Source organism: Candidatus Competibacteraceae bacterium, from assembly GCA_016713505.1.
Classification (GTDB): Bacteria; Pseudomonadota; Gammaproteobacteria; order Competibacterales; family Competibacteraceae; genus Competibacter_A.
Genome location: JADJPA010000001.1, coordinates 484,351 through 500,988, shown reverse-complemented (window position 1 = coordinate 500,988; position 16,638 = coordinate 484,351). Strand labels below are relative to the sequence as shown.

Annotated in this window: 12 protein-coding genes; 4 read left to right on the top strand and 8 right to left on the bottom strand. The window is 62.2% G+C overall.

Features of this window, described 5'->3' with window-relative positions; all coding sequences use genetic code 11:
* From IPK09_02385 to IPK09_02365, 5 genes are all read right to left on the bottom strand, one after another.
* Window positions 1-924 (bottom strand): CHAD domain-containing protein, encoded by a 924-nt coding sequence (locus tag IPK09_02385; GenBank protein MBK7982463.1) that lies wholly within the window; start codon window positions 922-924, stop codon window positions 1-3.
* A 29-nt stretch (window positions 925-953) separates the two neighbouring features.
* The gene (locus IPK09_02380) at window positions 954-1,397 is read right to left on the bottom strand and encodes a rhodanese-like domain-containing protein (protein ID MBK7982462.1); all 444 of its coding nucleotides are present in this window, start codon (window positions 1,395-1,397) and stop codon (window positions 954-956) included.
* A 99-nt stretch (window positions 1,398-1,496) separates the two neighbouring features.
* On the bottom strand, window positions 1,497-2,387 hold the full coding sequence (gene cysW, locus IPK09_02375) for a sulfate ABC transporter permease subunit CysW (GenBank protein ID MBK7982461.1): 891 nt from the start codon (window positions 2,385-2,387) through the stop codon (window positions 1,497-1,499).
* Window positions 2,388-2,389: 2 nt separating this feature from the next.
* Complete coding sequence (gene cysT / locus IPK09_02370; protein ID MBK7982460.1) at window positions 2,390-3,223, bottom strand: sulfate ABC transporter permease subunit CysT; 834 nt, start codon at window positions 3,221-3,223, stop codon at window positions 2,390-2,392.
* Entirely contained in the window at window positions 3,223-4,224 is a 1,002-nt protein-coding gene (locus tag IPK09_02365; protein ID MBK7982459.1) for a sulfate ABC transporter substrate-binding protein, read from the bottom strand. The genes cysT and IPK09_02365 overlap by 1 nt, the downstream gene beginning before the upstream one ends.
* A gap of 227 nt (window positions 4,225-4,451) precedes the next feature.
* On the opposite strand from IPK09_02365, the gene IPK09_02360 reads away from it, so the two are divergent.
* Together IPK09_02360 and IPK09_02355 are read left to right on the top strand one after the other, a co-directional pair.
* Window positions 4,452-5,219 (top strand): c-type cytochrome, encoded by a 768-nt coding sequence (locus tag IPK09_02360; GenBank protein ID MBK7982458.1) that lies wholly within the window; start codon window positions 4,452-4,454, stop codon window positions 5,217-5,219.
* Window positions 5,216-6,502, top strand: a complete 1,287-nt coding sequence (locus IPK09_02355) for a SulP family inorganic anion transporter (protein ID MBK7982457.1) — start codon at window positions 5,216-5,218, stop codon at window positions 6,500-6,502. Before IPK09_02360 ends, IPK09_02355 begins: the two co-directional genes overlap by 4 nt.
* On the opposite strand, the gene ppk1 is transcribed toward IPK09_02355, so the two are convergent.
* Window positions 6,499-8,754 carry a polyphosphate kinase 1 gene (gene ppk1 / locus IPK09_02350; protein ID MBK7982456.1) on the bottom strand — a complete coding sequence of 752 codons (2,256 nt, stop codon included), beginning with the start codon at window positions 8,752-8,754 and terminating at the stop codon, window positions 6,499-6,501. The two genes, IPK09_02355 and ppk1, sit on opposite strands and share 4 nt — an antisense overlap.
* Window positions 8,755-8,756: 2 nt before the next feature.
* Window positions 8,757-10,322: a polyphosphate:AMP phosphotransferase gene (pap, locus tag IPK09_02345; GenBank protein MBK7982455.1), complete on the bottom strand. Its 1,566-nt coding sequence runs from the start codon at window positions 10,320-10,322 to the stop codon at window positions 8,757-8,759.
* Between the two features lie 280 nt (window positions 10,323-10,602).
* Between pap and IPK09_02340 the strand changes: the two genes are divergently transcribed.
* Together IPK09_02340 and IPK09_02335 are read left to right on the top strand one after the other, a co-directional pair.
* Window positions 10,603-11,649, top strand: coding sequence for a lytic transglycosylase domain-containing protein (locus IPK09_02340; protein MBK7982454.1), 1,047 nt, complete (start codon window positions 10,603-10,605; stop codon window positions 11,647-11,649).
* Window positions 11,650-11,785: 136 nt separating this feature from the next.
* Entirely contained in the window at window positions 11,786-13,687 is a 1,902-nt protein-coding gene (locus IPK09_02335) for a transglycosylase SLT domain-containing protein (GenBank protein ID MBK7982453.1), read from the top strand.
* A 28-nt stretch (window positions 13,688-13,715) separates the two neighbouring features.
* On the opposite strand, the gene IPK09_02330 is transcribed toward IPK09_02335, so the two are convergent.
* Window positions 13,716-16,622, bottom strand: a complete 2,907-nt coding sequence (locus tag IPK09_02330; GenBank protein ID MBK7982452.1) for a response regulator — start codon at window positions 16,620-16,622, stop codon at window positions 13,716-13,718.
* Between the last annotated feature and the right edge of the window lie 16 nt (window positions 16,623-16,638).

Sequence of the window (16,638 nt, the reverse complement as noted above, 5' to 3'; positions counted from 1 at the left end):
TCAATCTTTCCAGGGGCGCTCGCACGTCACGAACGGCTGCCAGAGCCCCGCGAACAGCCCTTCATGAACATCCATCCGACAACCGTACCAACCCTCAATGACTTGCCTGGCGGCGGAGGCCGCCGTCAAACCGGCCTCGTCCAACAAGCGATGGACGACCGCGCCATCGTTCAGCACGCCCAAGGCGTCCTGTAAGTTGGCCAAGGTACCCGCATAGGGTTTGACTTTTTCAGCCGGATAGAGGGTGGCGAAGAAATCCAGCGCGTAACGCAGTTCCTTGATGCGAATGCGCAAGGCGTGCCGCGCCTCGGCGGAGAGTTCCGTAAAGGCGGCTCCCCGCTTGACCGCCCGGCGGTGGTCCCGTTCGAGCAGCGGCGTCGCGAAAGCGAGCACCGGTTTGTCCAACCGTTGTCGTTGCTCGTCGCCGATCGCGTCCCGCCACGAGCGGCGCTCCAACCAATCGGCGAACTGTTCCAGCATCGCCCGATAGCGGGGTTCGCCCAAAGCCGTCCGCAGCGTGCGATGGTGGGTCCGGCGCACGGTTTCGGCCTTGGAGCGGAACAAGATCAGCCCGCGCTTGCGTGGGAACCGGCTAAACACCGGGGTCAACCCTTCTTGCAAGAACACATCCCAGTCGCGCGCCGGCCCCAGGAAGCCGTTGAGCCAGCGGATATCCTCGACCAACCCAGCGCTGGCTTCGCGCGGCACCAGCGGTCGAAAACTTTTCAGACCGGAGCGCAGCCGCCGGAACGCCACCCGCATCTGATGGACGCCTTCGATTTGTCCGTCGAGCACCGCCGGCAAGTTGGCGGCGGCGTGACGCAAGCAAGCGTCGAGCACCGCGATGAAGGCGTCCTCGGCGGTGGCGCCCACATCGATTGCTAAGGCGCTGGCTTTGACAGGAGTGATGGCGGCCGGAGGCATAACGGGAAATGGCTCTACGAGCACGCCCTTCAACTTTGGCGCCAAGGCAGGCCCTCGGCCCGCCAACCGCCCACGCCGCGATGGCCGGCGGCGTCGATCTGGCCTTCGAAGCCGTCCGCTACGTTATAGGTGGTGTAACCGTGCCGGGCGAGCAGTTCGGCGGCTTGCCGCGACCGCACGCCGCTGCGGCAAATCAAATAGACCTCCTGGCTCGGATTTACGCCGTGATCCTGTAATTCCTCAAGAAACCGCGAATTGAGCTCCATGGTCGGAAACCTCAGCCACTCGACGCAGATCAGGAATTTATCCAAAGCGGCGAGGTCGGGGCCGCCGACATAAGCCCATTCGGCGTTGGTGCGAACATCCACCAGCACAGCTTCCGGTTGGTCTTGCAAAGCCCGCCAGGTCTGGGTGGGACTGATATCGCCGAGGAACCGGCCCGGCGGGCCAACGCCGCCCCCCCGTTGCGCCATCATCTGCTGCATCTCCGGTTCGGATTGCGGTGGTAATTTTCGATCGGCTGAGGGAGCCTAACTAGCGAGGTGGAGGCCAATGCCCGCGACCGGCGCATTTCAGGAGTCCTCACTCGCCAGCAACTGCTGGCGGCCTTGCCATTCCACGAAGCTTTTGACAGCCAGCGTCAGCAAGGCCAACAAAGCCAGCAAGGAAGCCACCGCGAAGGCGGCGGCGAAATTGTATTCATTGTAGAGAATCTCGACATACAACGGCATGGTGTTGGTGCGCCCGCGAATGTGGCCGGACACCACCGACACCGCGCCGAACTCCCCCATGGCTCTGGCGTTGCACAAGATGACCCCGTAAAGCAAACCCCATTTGATGTTCGGCAACGTGACGTGCCAGAAGGTTTGCCAGCCGGAAGCGCCCAAAACGATGGCCGATTCCTCGCTGTCCCGCCCTTGCGCCTCCATCAACGGAATCAGCTCGCGGGCGACGAAGGGGCAAGTGACAAACACGGTGGCCAGCACCAAACCCGGCACGGCAAAGATGATTTTCAGATCGTGGGCGATCAGCCACCCTCCAAACCAGCCCTGCGCCCCGAACAGCAGCACGTAAATCAAGCCGGCCACAACGGGTGAAACCGAAAACGGCAAATCGATCAAGGTGCCCAGCAAATGCTTGCCGGGAAAATTGAACTTGGCGATGGCCCAGGCCACCGAAATCCCAAACACCAGATTGAGAGGTACGGCGATGGCGGCGACCAACAAGGTCAAGCCGATGGCCGACAGCGCGTCCGGTTCCACCAGCGCAGCCAGATAAACGCTCCAACCTCTGCGCAGCGCCTCGGTGAAAACGGTCGCCAGCGGCAATACCAGAAACAGGGCGAAAAACCCTAGCGCAATCGCAAGCAGCACACCCTTCACCCACGCGGGTTCGCGGGTGGCGGCGCTCGCCTCAAAGCGCCGTGCGTGGGTGGTCCAGTGGGTGGCAACGGCGGCGCCCACGGTCAAGACCTCGCCCGGCTGCGGTTGGCCCAGATTTGCAAGCCGTTGATCACGAACAACAACGCAAAGGAGACCACCAGCATCACCACGGCGATGGCCGTGGCGCCGGTATAATCAAATTGTTCCAGCTTGCTGATGATCAGCAACGGGGTGATTTCCGAGACCAGCGGCACGTTGCCGGCGATGAAGATGACCGAGCCGTATTCGCCGACCGCCCGCGCGAAGGCCAGCGCAAAGCCGGTAAGCAGCGCCGGCAGCAGCACCGGCAGCACCACGCGCCAGAAGGTTTGCCAGCGGTCCGCGCCGAGACAGGCGGCGGCTTCCTCCAGTTCGGTATCCAACTCTTCCAGCACCGGCTGCACCGTGCGCACCACGAACGGCAAGCCGATGAAGGTCAGCGCGATCAGAATACCCAACGGGGTAAAGGCCACCTTGACCCCCAGCGGTTCCAGCCATTGGCCCAGCCAGCCGTTGCCGGCGTAAATGGCGGTCAGCGCGATACCGGCGACCGCCGTGGGCAAGGCGAAAGGCAAATCCACCAGCGCGTCCACCACCCGCTTGCCGGGAAAGCTGTAGCGCACCAGCACCCAAGCGAAAATCAACCCGAACACGCCGTTGAGCGAAGCAGCCAGCAGCGCGGTGCCGAAGGTCACGCGATAAGAGGCCATCACTCGCGGTGCGCTGACGATGGCCCAGAACTGCTCCCAATCCAGCGTCGCGGATTTTAAAAACACCGTGCTGAGCGGCACCAGCACGACCAGGCCCAGATAAAACAAACTGTACCCCAGGGTTAGCGGCAGTCCCGGCAAGACGCGGGGCGTCTTGGCCACGGCCATCAACGATTCACCACGATCTGATCGTACACGCCCCCGTCGGCAAAATGGGTTTGTTGCGCCTTGGCCCAGCTCCCGAACACCTCATCGATGGTAAACAGTTGCAGCGACTTGAATTGCTCGGCATGTTTCCGAAACACCGCCTCCAGCCGCGGCCGGTAAAAGTGGCGGGCGATGATCTCCTGAGCCGCCGGGGAATAGAGGAATTCCAGATACGCTTGCGCCTGTTTGCGGGTGCCTTTCTTGTCCACCACTTTGTCCGCTACGGCGACCGGCGCTTCCGCCTCGACGCTGATGGAGGGATAAACCACGTCGAACTGACCGGTCCCTAGCTCGCGATTGATCAGCACCGCTTCGTTTTCGAAGGTCACCAGCACATCGCCCATGTTGCGCTGGGTGAAAGTGGTGGTGGCGCCGCGCCCGCCGCCGTCCAGCACCGGCACGTTGCGAAACAAGCGGGTCACGAACTCGCGCGCCGCCGCCTCATCGCCGCCTTTTTTCACCGCATAACCCCAAGCCGCCAGATACGTGTAGCGGCCGTTACCGGTCACCTTGGGATTGGGCACGATCACCGCCACGCCCGGCTTGGCCAAGTCATCCCAATCGCGGATATTTTTCGGATTGCCCTTGCGCACCAGGAAAATCGTGGTGGAGGTATAGGGGGCACTGTTGTAGGGGAGCCGCTTGCGCCAGTCTTCCGACACCACGCCGGAGCGCGCCAATAGGTCGATGTCGGTGACCTGATTCATGGTCACCACGTCGGCCTCCAAACCGGAGGCCACCGACAGCGCTTGCTTGCTGGACCCGCCATGGGATTGCTCGACCGAGATCCGCTCGCCGGTGGTTTTCGCCCAGTGTTCGATGAAGGCGGTATTGATATCTTTGTACAACTCCCGCGTCACATCATAGGCGACATTCAACAGCGTGACATCCGCTTGGGCGGCTCCCAACCAGAGAACGGTGACACCCGCCAGCAGAGTACGAACCGACCGCAAAAACCTCATGAGCAATCTCCGAAAAAATTTATAACAATAATGAGCCAATAATCTTAGAATAATCTAGTTAAATCCTTACAGTTTTTTGTGCGCTTCTTTCGAAGCGTGACGAAAGACCGGCGACCAGCATGAGGAAAACGACGGAAACGCGGGCAAATAGCATAACGCAAGGACGAAGCCCGCAACCGCAATGCTAGGTCGAGCAAGCCGCGCGGCAAGAATTAAGGTGATCTATGGTGTCGTTTCGCTGGATTCTAGCGGCCATCCTGCTGGCGGCCGCATTCCCTTCCCTCGGCGTTGATTACCATCAGCCGCCGCCGCTGGAGGCCGCGCCGCAGGATAAATACGGCGATCTGGTGCGCATGGGCCACGCCATCGTCACCGACACGCCGAATAAGGCCTCGCGCTACAGCGGCCCCGGCAACCGCCTCTCATGCACCAATTGCCATCTGGACGCCGGCCGCAAGGGGGACGCCGCGCCGCTTTGGGCCGCTTTTGTGGCCTTTCCAGCATGGCGGATGAAAACCGACCGGGTTGACACCTTCGACGAACGGGTCCAACAGTGCTTCCGCTATTCGCTCAACGGCATTCCGCCGGCCTTCGGCTCGATCGAACTGATCGCCATCGCCTCCTACGCGCGTTTCCTCGCGCAAGGCTTGCCGATCCATTCGGAAACACCGGGGCGCGGTTTTCCGCTGCTTGGCAAGGTGGGGCTGGACCCGAACCGGGATCGCGGCCGCACCGTTTACCGGCAACGCTGCCTGAGCTGCCACGGCGAGGACGGAACCGGTCAAACCGGCCTGCCGCCGCTGTGGGGCTTGGGCAGTTATAACAAGGGCGCCGGCATGGCCAACATCCCCACGGCCGCCGCTTTCATCAAGGCTAACATGCCGCTCGGCGCGCCGGTGTTGAGCGATCAAGAAGCCCTGGATGTCGCGGCCTACATGAACTCGCAACTGCGCCCGCCCGACCCCCGCCAGGGTCTGCTCAGCATCTTCCGATGAGCGCGGAACTCCGCGCGTCCCCTTGGCTGGCGGGCGTGGCCACCAGCCGTCAGGACTGGCTGCCCGGCTTGCTGGCCGCCCTGCTGACCCTGCCGCAAGCCATCGCCCTGGCCACGCTGGCCGGAATGCCGGTGGAACACGGGCTTTATCTGTCGCTGCTGCCGGCCTTGGCGGCGACCTTGATCGGCAATTCCCGCGTGGCCCTGTCCGGTCCCAACACGGCGGCGAGCATCTTGCTCTATGCGTCGGCGACGATGTTCGCCACGCCTTACAGTCCGGTTTACGTCAATCAGGTTTTGCTGACCACCTTTTTCGCCGCCGTGTTTCAGTTCGCCTTCGTTTTCCTACGCGCGGGCAATCTGTTTCTCGACCTGCCGATTTCGGTGGCGCAAGGGATCATCGCCGGCACGGGGGTGCTGATTCTGTCCCAGCAAGTGGGGCCGTTGTTAGGGGTGATTATCAACGGTCAAGGCTTCATCGAATCGCTCGGCCAAGCGCTGTGCTTCGACGCCAAGAATTACTGGCCGCTGTTGGTGGGCGCGGTCGCCATCTTGGCGGGACTGACCGCCAAAGCCTTCAAGCTCGGCCGCTACCATCTCCTCATCGCGCTCGCCGCCGGGTGGCTCGCCGCCGACGTGTGCGATTGGCTGTTCGGCAGCGCCAACACCGCCTTCGAACGGCTGGGCCATCTGAACCTTACGATCCGCGTTTTGAGCGTGCCGACGGTCAACTGGACCGAACTGGTGGCGCTGTTCGCCGCCGTGAGCGACGGCTTGGCGGTGGCGGCGGTGGGCTCCCTGCAAGCCGCGATCATGGCCCGGACCACCTCGATGCTGATCCACGAACCGATGGCCGTCAACCGCGATATCCTCGGTCAGGCGGTGATGAATCTGCTGGCCACCTTCACCTCCGGCTTCGCCGGAGCGACCAGCTTCAACCGCACCTTGGCCAACATCGAATCCGGCGCTCGCAGCCGGGCTGCCGGCGCGATCGGCATCCTGATTTTAGGGATCGGCGTGGCCATCAGCGAACCCTGGCTGGCCCGAATTCCGCTGCCGGCGGTGGCGGGCGTCCTGGTGCTGGTGGCGATCGCGCTGATGAGCGGCTTTAAGGCGCTCGATTTGAAGAAACCGCGCCAAACGGTCGAGCTGTTGGCCACCGTGTTGGTCGCGGTGTTCTTCGGCCTGTTCTACGCGGTGTTGACCGGCGCCGGCTTGGCGTTTTATCACCGCGCCCTGGACCATCCGCAAAAACACATCCCGCCGATTTTAGAGGATTCTTAATTCGCGCCCCGCCGGGCGATGCCTTTCGGTTTGCGCTTCTTCAGCCGCAGCGCTTCCTTCTGGCGGCGCTCGGCCAAGTCGATCAGGATTTGCTGGACCCCGCGCGGGTCGTCGTTCTCGCCGGGCGTGCGTTGGATATAGCTGCCATCGGGTTGCATGTCCCAAGTGGAGCGCCGGTCCTTGAGCTGTACGTCGAGAATTTGCCGCAACTCCAGCTGCAATTCGGGGGTGTCCACCGGCGCCACCACCTCGACCCGGCTTTCCAGATTGCGCTTCATGCAATCGGCCGAGCCGATGAAATACTCCTCGTGACCGTTGTTGTAAAAATAGAAAATCCGGGTGTGTTCGAGGAAGCGGCCGACGATGCCCATGACCCGCACGTTGTCCGATACACCGGGAACGCCAGGGCGTAGCCGACAGGTGTCGCGCACGATCAAATCGACCCGCACACCGGCCTGTGAGGCCCGGTACAGCGCGGCGGTGATATCTTTGTCTTCCAGCGCGTTCATCTTGAACTGGACCCTGCCTGACCCGCCGGCCTTGGCGTGATTGACCTCGCGCTCGATCTTGGCCAGCAACGCCGGCTTGAGCACCTTGGGCGCCGGCAGCAGCTTGCGGTAATGGCGCTTGGGTACGTAGCCGGTGGTCAGATAATTGAACAGTTCGGTCAGATCCTCGCCGATGGCCGGATCGCAGGTCAGCAGCCCGAGATCGCTGTACAGTCGGGCGGTGCCGGAATGGTAATTGCCGGTGCCGATGTGGGCGTAGCGGCGCAGGCCGTTGAAATCGCGCCGCACCACCAGAATCACCTTACTGTGGGTCTTCAAGCCCACCACGCCGTAGGTGACGTGAATGCCCGCTTCCTCCAGGCGGTTGGCCCAACGGATGTTGGCCGCCTCGTCGAAGCGCGCCTTCAGCTCCACCACCACGGTCACCTGCTTGCCGTCCTGGGCGGCGTCGATCAGGTATTGGATGATCTTGGAATCCGCCGAAGTCCGATACAGCGTCATCTTGATCGCCAGCACCTTCGGATCGTCACTGGCTTCCAGCACGAAGCGCTCCACCGAGGTCACGAACGATTCGTAAGGGTGTTGCAACAAAATCGGCCCGGTCTCGCGAATGATGTGAAAAATATTGCGTTTGTCGCTCAGCTTGGGGTGATCGAGCGGGTGGTGCGGTGGATCGCGCAAATCGGCCCGGTCGATGGCGACGATCTGGAACAGATCGCGCAGCGCCATCATGCCGTTGACCTCGAACACTTCGTTGGTTTCGTCCAGACCGAGTTCGGCGGCCAGCATCCCGCGGTGGATCGGGTCCATGTTCTTTTCCACTTCCAGTCGGACGATGGGGGCGAAGCGGCGCTCGCGCAATTCCGATTCGATCATCACCAGCAAATCGTCGGCCGAATCTTCGGCCCGTTCGGTCATGGCGTTGCGGGTGACCCGGAACAGCTCGCAAGCTTCGACCACCATACCCGGAAACAGCAGGTCGAGATTGTTGGCGACCACATCCTCCAGCGGCACGTACAAGTCCTCGTCGCCGACCTTGAGAAAGCGGGCAATCCCCGAGCCGACCGGTACTTTGATCCGCGCCAACCCGCTGGACTCGTCATCGGCGTAGCGCACCGTCACCAGCAGATTGAGCGACAAATTGGACACGAACGGGAAGGGATGGGCCAGGTCCATGGTCTGCGGGGTGACCAGCGGAAAGATGTTGAGCAGATAATAGTCCCGCATCTGCTGGCGTTGGGCCTCGGTCAGCCGCGCGTAACTGCGCAGTTGAATCCCTTGCTCCTTGAGCGCGCCGTGCAGTTCGGAGGCCAGTTGCCGCTGCTGGTCGACGATCTCGCGCACCACCGCCAGACATTCGTTGAACTGCTGTTCGGGGCTGCGGCCGTCCACCGTCAGCTCGCGTACCCGCGCGCCGATCTGCTGCTTGAGGCCGCCGATGCGCTTCATGAAAAACTCGTCCAGATTGGCGCTGACGATGGCCAGAAACTTGACCCGCTCCAGCAGCGGCGCGCGCTCGTCCTGCGCTTCGTGCAGCACCCGCCGGTTGAACGCCAGCCAGGTCAGCTCGCGGTTCAGATACCATTCCGGGGCTTCGAGATCGATCATCGGTTCCGGCGGCGGAGCGGGCGCTTCGCTAACCGGCGCCTCGTGAGGCTTGCCCCGGCCGATACGGGATTTCGGCTCGTCTGCGATCGCGGTACTGTCGCCACCCTCGGATAACGCTTCGGCTCGCTCGCTCATGCTCACACCTTGGAACTCTTGGTTGCGGATTTCTTGACCCCCTTGGCGCGGGGCCGGGTCCGGTCGGCGCTCTCGTCGCCCAGTGCCGCCTCTAGCCGCTCGCACAAGGTTTTCAATACTTCGACGCGCGCGTAACGCTTATCGTTCGCCTCGATCAAGGTCCACGGCGCCTGCCGGGTGCTAGTGCGCTCCACCATGTCGTTGACCGCCAGTTCGTACTCGGTCCAACGCTCGCGGTTGCGCCAGTCCTCGTCGGTCAATTTCCAAGCCTTGTAGGCGATCTGCTCGCGTTCCTTGAACCGGCGCAATTGCTCCTCCGAGGTGATGTGCAACCAAAATTTCAACAGCACGATGCCCCGCTCCGCCAATTGGGCCTCGAAATCGTTGATCTCGGCGTAGGCCCGCTGCCAATCGCGGGTGCGGGCGAAGCCCTCGACCCGCTCGACCAATACACGACCGTACCAACTGCGGTCGTAAATGGTGACCCGGCCGGCGCGCGGGATGTGCCGCCAGAACCGCCACAAATAGTTGTGCGCCGCCTCCTCGTCGGTCGGCGCGGCGATTTGAATCACCCGATAATCGCGGGCGTCGAGCGCGGCGGTGATGCGGCGGATGCTGCCGCCCTTGCCGGCCGCGTCCCAGCCCTCGAACACCAGGATGGTCGAAACCTGACGGTCGCGTGCGGTGCGTTGCAGTTGGTTGAGCTTGGCTTGATAGCGTTTCAAATCCGCGCTGTAGTCGCTTTTGGAAAGGGTTTTCTCCATCTCTAGCCGCGACAGGACCGTGATCGGGGGCAAGGCGTTGCCGTCCGACGCGGCCGCCTGCGCCCGAGCGCCGTTCTCGCCGCCGGCTCGCTCGACTTCGGCCAAGCGGAACCGTACCGCGTCGCGGATGGCGGCCGCCACCGCCACGCTGCGGTAGCGCTCGTCGTAGCCCTCGACGATCTTCCACGGCGCCTGACCGGTGCTGGTTTTCATGATGGTGCGCTCGGCGGCGGCGACGAACTGGTCGTACAGCTCCCAATTTTGCCAGTCGCGCTTGGAAATCCGCCAATGCTGGAGCGGGTTTTTCTCCAGCTTGCGAAACCGGTTCTTTTGCGCCTCCTTGGACAAGTGCATCCAGAATTTCAGAATCAAGGCCCCATCGTCGGCCAAGGTTTTCTCGAAGGCCTTGATCCGCTCGATCCGTTCGTCGAATTCGGCCAGCCCGATCCGCCCGTAGACGCGATCGAGAATCGGCGTCGAATACCACGAACTGAGAAACAACCCCATCCGCCCCCTGGGTGGCAAGCCCCGCCAAAACCGCCAGTATTCCGGCCGGTCGCGCTCCTCGTCGGACGGGTCGCCGAACGCTTGGGTGATCAACCAGCGCGAGTCCAGCCATTCGTGCAACTGGTTGACCGTCTCGCCCTTGCCCGCTCCATCGACGCCGGCGAACACCACGATGACGGGAAACTTGGCCTTGCGCAGCTCCATTTGCAACATCAATAATTCCTCCCGCAGCGGCGGGATCTGCTGTTGGTAGTCTTGCTTGGGCAGCTTGCGTTGCAATTCGGCGGTTCTGAACATGAGCGTTTCTCGTACTGGCTCGACTGGAAGGAATAATCGGTGGCTCAAGGTCTGCCAACCCACGCTATCGATGGATTAATTTTAGTAGATTATTCAAAAAGTTCATTTACGATCCGCTAAAATAGTTCCTTGTTGGTCCGCACGGCGGGTTGCAATAGCGTGGATTGTGTTAATCTAATACTATCGACCGACAGATACTCGACTCTCCCGCTGGGGTCAAAACGGTCATCAGACTGTCAGCCACCCCTCAGCTTTTACTGGATAAGAATAGGAGAACCCAATGAAGCGGCGGCTATTGGCCGGTTTGGTGCCCGTGGCGGTGATGATGGTTTGCAACCCCGTTCAGGCGGATATTTACGCCTTTGTCGACAAGAACGGTATCCGCAATCTCAGCAATGTTCCCAACGACCCCCGTTACAAGTTGGTGATGCGCACCCCGGCCTATCGCCGGGAATCCGCGCAGACCTCCAGCTTTGCGCCCAGCACCTTGTACGGTCCCGCCATCCTCAGGGGCCAACGCAATTATTACTCTAGCCCCAGGGCTTGGAGCAGACCTTCGCGGGTCAACGAGGAAAACCGCCAGCGCTTCGCCGCCGACGTCCACCGCATCGCGACGCAGTATCAGCTCGATCCCGCCCTGATGCACGCCGTGATCAGCGCCGAATCGTCTTACAACCCCTGGGCGGTATCGCCCAAGGGCGCGATGGGGTTGATGCAACTGATGCCCGGCACCGCCGCCCGTTTCGGCGTCGCCAACGCCTACGATCCGATCGCCAACATGCACGGCGGCGCGCGCTATTTGCGCTGGCTCCTCGACAACTTCAACGACACCCGTCTGGCGGTGGCGGCCTATAACGCCGGCGAGGGCGCGGTGCAAAAATACGGCAATCAAATCCCGCCCTACCGGGAAACGCAAACCTACGTCGGGCGGGTTTTGGGCTTCTACCAGCAATACAAGGGAGGCGTCCCCTACAACACCGCATCCTACGGAACGGGCGCGACCGGTAGCCCGCTGGCTTACAACGCTTACAACAACGGTTATACCTACTACAGCAGCGGTTACGGCGGAGGCAGCACCGGCTACGGCAACCGCGGCAGCGGCGGCGTCACCGTCATCACCCCGCGCGGCGGCAGGACTTTCGCCAGCACCGGATCAGCCGCCATTCCTCGGACTTATATGACGCCTACCGGCACCAGGATCGTGGTGGGCGCCAGCGGAGCGGGGAACATCAGTCGCAGCCGCCCTCCGGTGGTTTACTCCGCCGAGCCAAACCGGGTTGCCGCATCGTCGAATCGCGCTCCGCTATTTGCCGGTAACGACAAGTAACGCCGGCATGATCCAACGCCGTTCCGGGCACGGCGGCGCGCACTCTGCGACTCCCGCCGCCGCTGCCTCCGGCAACGGCGGTTGGCGCCCGCCCAAACGATGGCGTGCGCTCCCACTCCTCCTCCTCGTTTCCAGCGTGGCCGGCGATGTCGGCGCGACCGAATCGCCGCAAAGCGGGCGCGAACGCTTTCAAACCCTGGATCGCTTGTTGCAAAACGGAGAGCCAGCGGATTACTCCACGCTCCTTGGCTACTCGCTTTACCCGTACCTGCGTTATCAGGCGCTGTCACGGCGGCTGGCGGAATTGCCCGCTGCCGAAGTTCGTGAGTTCTTGCAAAACTACAGCGATTCGCCGCTGGCGGGCAAGCTGCGCGACGCTTGGTTGCGGCAGCTCGCCTCGGCCCAGCGCTGGGATGATTACCTGCGCGACGCCACTCCTTCCCGCGATCCCCGTTTCGAATGCTGGCGCCGGCAAGCCCTGCTTGCTACCGGACAAGGCGAACGGGCGCTGCACGATTTCGAGGCATTTTGGTTGCGCGGCGGCTCCCTGCCCGCCAGTTGCGACCCGGTGATCGCTCTCTGGCGGACTCAGGGCGGCCCCCCGGTCGCTTTGCTCTGGCAGCGCTTCACCCTGGCGATGACCGAGCGCAATCTCAGGCTGGCGCGCTTCCTGCGCCCGGAGTTGTCGGCCGCCGATCAGCCGCTGGCCGACCTTTGGCTGGCCGTCGCCGACAATCCGCAACTGATTTTGGACGCCGGCCGCATCCGGGGCGACGATCCCCGAAGCGGAGCCATCTTCGCGGACGCACTGAAACAGTGGGGCAAACGGGATGCTCTGGCGGCGGCGGCGGCGCTAGACACCCTCAAGGAGCGCTACCGAGCGCTCGCCTCGCACTGGGTGGAGGTGGAGCGACAACTGGCGCTGTGGATCGCCAGCGACTACCATCCGACCGCGCTGGCGCGGTTGACCGCCTTACCGGAGCCGGCGGTGGACGATGCAGTGCGAGAATGGCGGGTCAGAGTTTGCCTGCACGAGAACCAGTGGGCGGCGGCCTTACACTGGCTGGATCAATTACCGGCTCCGGAACGCGACAAGCCGCGCTGGCACTATTGGCGGGGCCGGTTGCTGGAGATGCTGGACCGAAGGAGCGAAGCCCGGCGGGCCTATGCAAAGATCGCCGGCCAGCGCGACTATTACGGCTTTCTGGCCGCCGACCGACTCGGTACGCCCTACGCCATCGCCAATACCCCCTTGAAAGCATCGGCGCTCGAACTGGACGGGCTGCTGGCCGGTGCTGTCGGCTTGCAGCGGGCGCGAGAGCTGTACATCTTGGGGCGAGAGCCGCAAGCCGCCGCCGAGTGGCGGCAAGCCATTCAAAGCTTCGACCGCCCAACGCTGCAACAAGCCGCGCTGCTGGCCGACCGTTGGGAGTGGCACTCCCAAGCCATCGCCACCCTGGCCCGCGCCGAGTATTGGGACGATCTGAACGTGCGCTTTCCGCTGGCCTATAAAAATGGCGTGCTGGACAACGCGCGTGCCAACACCCTAGACCCGGCCTGGGTCTATGCCATCATCCGCCAGGAAAGCAGCTTCCAACCCGCCGCCCGCTCGCCGGTGGGCGCGCTGGGCCTGATGCAGCTCATGCCGGCCACCGGCCGGGACATCGCCCGCCAATCGGGTGATGCCACCGACGGCGCGCCCGAGTCGCTGCTGCAACCCGATGCCAACCTGCGCCTGGGCGTCCGCTATCTCCAACAAATGTTGGAGCGCTTGCAAGGCAATCCAGTATTGGCCACCGCCGCCTACAACGCCGGACCCAGCAAGGTCGCGCAGTGGTTGCCGGCCCGCGCGCCCGTGCCGGCCGATATCTGGGCGGAAACCATCCCCTACCAAGAAACGCGAAACTACGTCCAGCGCGTGTTGGAGTACGCCGTCATTTACACGCAGCGTTTGGGTTTGCCGCAAGCCGATCGGCCACTGGGATCGCGGATGAAACCGGTCTTGGCCATCGAGCCGGCCCCCGGAAGCTCCGGCTGAGCGGCCACCGGCCAAGCCGGCCCACAGCTCAGGCGAGCTCTTGATGCAACACGCTCTGAGCCGCCAGAAAGGCCTGTTCGATACCGGCGATCCGCTCCGCCGCATCGTCGATTTGCTGGTTGCGCGCCTGTGACTCCAATTCCTTGCACAATTCATGAAGCTTCATGGCGCCGACGTTGGCGCTGCTGGACTTCAAGGTATGCGCCGCCATGCGCAGCGCGCCGCAATCCGCATCGGCGCACGCTTTCTTCATCTGTTCGATCAGCGGCGGCGTTCCCTTTAGATAAAGCCCCACCAACCGAGCCACCAGATTGGGGGCGCCGTTGCGTTCGAGCGTCCGGATTTTTTCCAAAACCTCTTGATCGATGCTCGCAGCCACAGGCTCAGCCGCTTCAGCGGACGACGATCCGGCATTAACCTCTGGCGCTTGGGGAGTGGGAGACTTGGCTAACGCAGCGGGCAGCCATCGCTTTAAGATCACGCTCATATCCTCCCGGCTAAAGGGCTTGCTCAAGTAATCGTCCATGCCCACTTTCAGACAGCGATCGCGATCCCCGCTGATGGCGTGGGCGGTCAAGGCCACGACCGCTTGGCGTTTCCCGGGCCGATCCTTCGCCAACGCCGCATGGCGCTCGCGCTTGCGAATCAGCTCGGTGGCTTGAAAGCCATCCATCACCGGCATCTGACAATCCATCAACACCAGATCGTAAGATTCCCGCTCCAACCTTTCGAGTCCTTCTTGACCGTTGTTGACGATCGTCACGTCGCAGCCGAACTGCAAGAGCGTGGCGCTGGCGACTTCCTGGTTCACCAGATTATCCTCGACCACCAGAATGCGCGCGCCCGGATATTGCGTCAAATCTGGCTGACACTCCGGGTTTATTACGGCTCTGGAAAGCGGCTCCGCGCCATCACCCGCCAGCAACTGGCGCAAGCATTCTCGCAACGGCGTTTGCAGGACCGGCTTGTTGAGTTGGGCCTCGAACTTCGCCCGTAGCGACTTTTCGCGCAGCGACTCCTGAAACATCGAGATCGCCAACAGCACCAGCAGGGTATCGCGCAGTTGGAGATCCGCACGAATCGCCAGGGCGAGATCCGGGCCGCTAATTTCTGGCATCTGCTCGTCCAGCAGCGCGATCTGGTAGGGATCGCCAGCGATGCAAGCGGCGCGCAATTGCCGCAAAGCGTCTTTGCTGGTGGCGGCGGTATCCGCCCGCAAACCCCACCCCATCAATTGCTCGCGCACGATGCTGGCGCTGGTGGGATTGTCGTCGACGACCAACAGCCGAGCCCGCGGCAGTTCGGCGGTGAGGGCGGGTTCGGCGGGAGCGGTTGCCGGTCGCTCCATTCGCAGCACAAATCCGAAGGCCGAACCGCGCCCTTCAGCGCTGTTGACCGATATTACGCCCCCCATCAATTCCACCAGCTGCTTGGAGATGGTCAGACCCAGTCCGGTCCCGCCATACTTGCGAGTCATCGACCCATCGGCTTGGTCGAACGCGCTGAAAATACGCTGCTGGTCTAGCATCGGGATGCCAATACCAGAATCACTCACGACGAATTGCACGCAAAGACTATCCGAGGGCGTATCCAGCACCACCACCCGCAACACGATTTCACCCCGCTCGGTGAATTTGATGGCGTTACCCAGCAAATTGCTCAAGATCTGCCGCAACCGTCCCGGATCGCCTCGCACCCAAAGCGCTTGCGGCGGCATCGCACAAACCAGCTCTAAACCCTTGCGTTGCGCGCTTTCAGCGAAGAGCATGGTCGCTTCCTCAACTAATGCCCGCAGCGAAAACTCCACGCTCTCCAATTCCAGTTTGCCCGCTTCGATCTTGGAGAAATCCAGAACATCGTTGATGATTCGGAGCAGGTTGGTCCCGGACTGTTTGATGATCTTGGCGAACCATTGCTGCTTGGGGCCCAATTCGGTGCCCAACAATAAATCGGCCATGCCCAGCACGCCGTTCATGGGAGTGCGGATTTCGTGGCTCATGTTGGCCAGGAACTGGGATTTGGCCTGACTGACCGCCTCGGCCCGTTCCTTGGCGTCACTGAGTTCCTGAACCAAACCGCACAGTTCGGCGTTGGCGAGTGAAAGATCGTCGGTGCGCGCGGCAACGTCTTGTTCCAGGCGGGCGTTATAAGTGGCCAACTCCGCGTCGCGCTGCTGGATGTGGGTCAACATGCCGTTGAATCCGTCCACCAGCGCCCCTAATTCATCGGAGGTGGTGCGGGGTACCCGAACCGAATAATCTCGGGTATCGGCGATGCCGCTCATGGCTTGGCGCAAGCTCACGATCGGCGCCGAAATCACCTTTTGAAACCGCGCCGCCAACAAGGCCGCCAAAACCAGCGATCCCGCCAGCAAGCCCGCGAGAATCCAATAGTAGCGTTGCAAGCTTCCGCTCAGATCCCGCAGATCCGAATAAATCTCGACGTAGCCAAGGAGTTGGTTATCCTGAGCTATAGGCACCTTGACGGCCAACATTCGCGACTGGATTCCAAACAGTCCGCCTTCGCTGATCACGGACTGCTTGACCGTCGCGCCCGGCCTCTCGTATTGGACTTCCAGTTCCTTATGCCACTGGCGTGCTTGATTCCGTTGCAGGTCCGTCAAGCCGGGCACGCGGTATTCAGCCAGCAGCTTTTCGTCGGGATCGTCGATGGCTGCATAGGGCACATCAGGTTTGGCGCGCAGCACCGCCAGATTTTGTTCGAGCGCCTTGAGGTCGTTGAAAAGCAGCGCGGAAGCGGCGTTGGCGCCGATGACATCGGCCAAGGTGATCAACTGCGCCTGAGCGACCTTGCGTTGGGAAACGGTTTCGTTGACGAGCAGCGCCACCCCGACCGCCAGCAATACCAGGGCGTTGGTCAGCAGCATGACCGCCATCAATTTATTTTTTACCGACAGCTTGTCAAAGGCGATCATGCAGGTTCTCTACCAC

Bases quoted from the DNA above. Each gene is read 5' to 3' on its own strand.
- ppk1 (MBK7982456.1), bottom strand. From the start codon at position 8,754: ATGAGCGAGCGAGCCGAAGCGTTATCCGAGGGTGGCGACAGTACCGCG.
- IPK09_02380 (MBK7982462.1), bottom strand. From the start codon at position 1,397: ATGGCGCAACGGGGGGGCGGCGTTGGCCCGCCGGGCCGGTTCCTCGGC.
- IPK09_02340 (MBK7982454.1), top strand. From the start codon at position 10,603: ATGAAGCGGCGGCTATTGGCCGGTTTGGTGCCCGTGGCGGTGATGATG.
- IPK09_02330 (MBK7982452.1), bottom strand. From the start codon at position 16,622: ATGATCGCCTTTGACAAGCTGTCGGTAAAAAATAAATTGATGGCGGTC.
- IPK09_02355 (MBK7982457.1), top strand. From the start codon at position 5,216: ATGAGCGCGGAACTCCGCGCGTCCCCTTGGCTGGCGGGCGTGGCCACC.
- pap (MBK7982455.1), bottom strand. From the start codon at position 10,322: ATGTTCAGAACCGCCGAATTGCAACGCAAGCTGCCCAAGCAAGACTAC.
- cysT (MBK7982460.1), bottom strand. From the start codon at position 3,223: ATGGCCGTGGCCAAGACGCCCCGCGTCTTGCCGGGACTGCCGCTAACC.
- IPK09_02385 (MBK7982463.1), bottom strand. From the start codon at position 924: ATGCCTCCGGCCGCCATCACTCCTGTCAAAGCCAGCGCCTTAGCAATC.
- IPK09_02365 (MBK7982459.1), bottom strand. From the start codon at position 4,224: ATGAGGTTTTTGCGGTCGGTTCGTACTCTGCTGGCGGGTGTCACCGTT.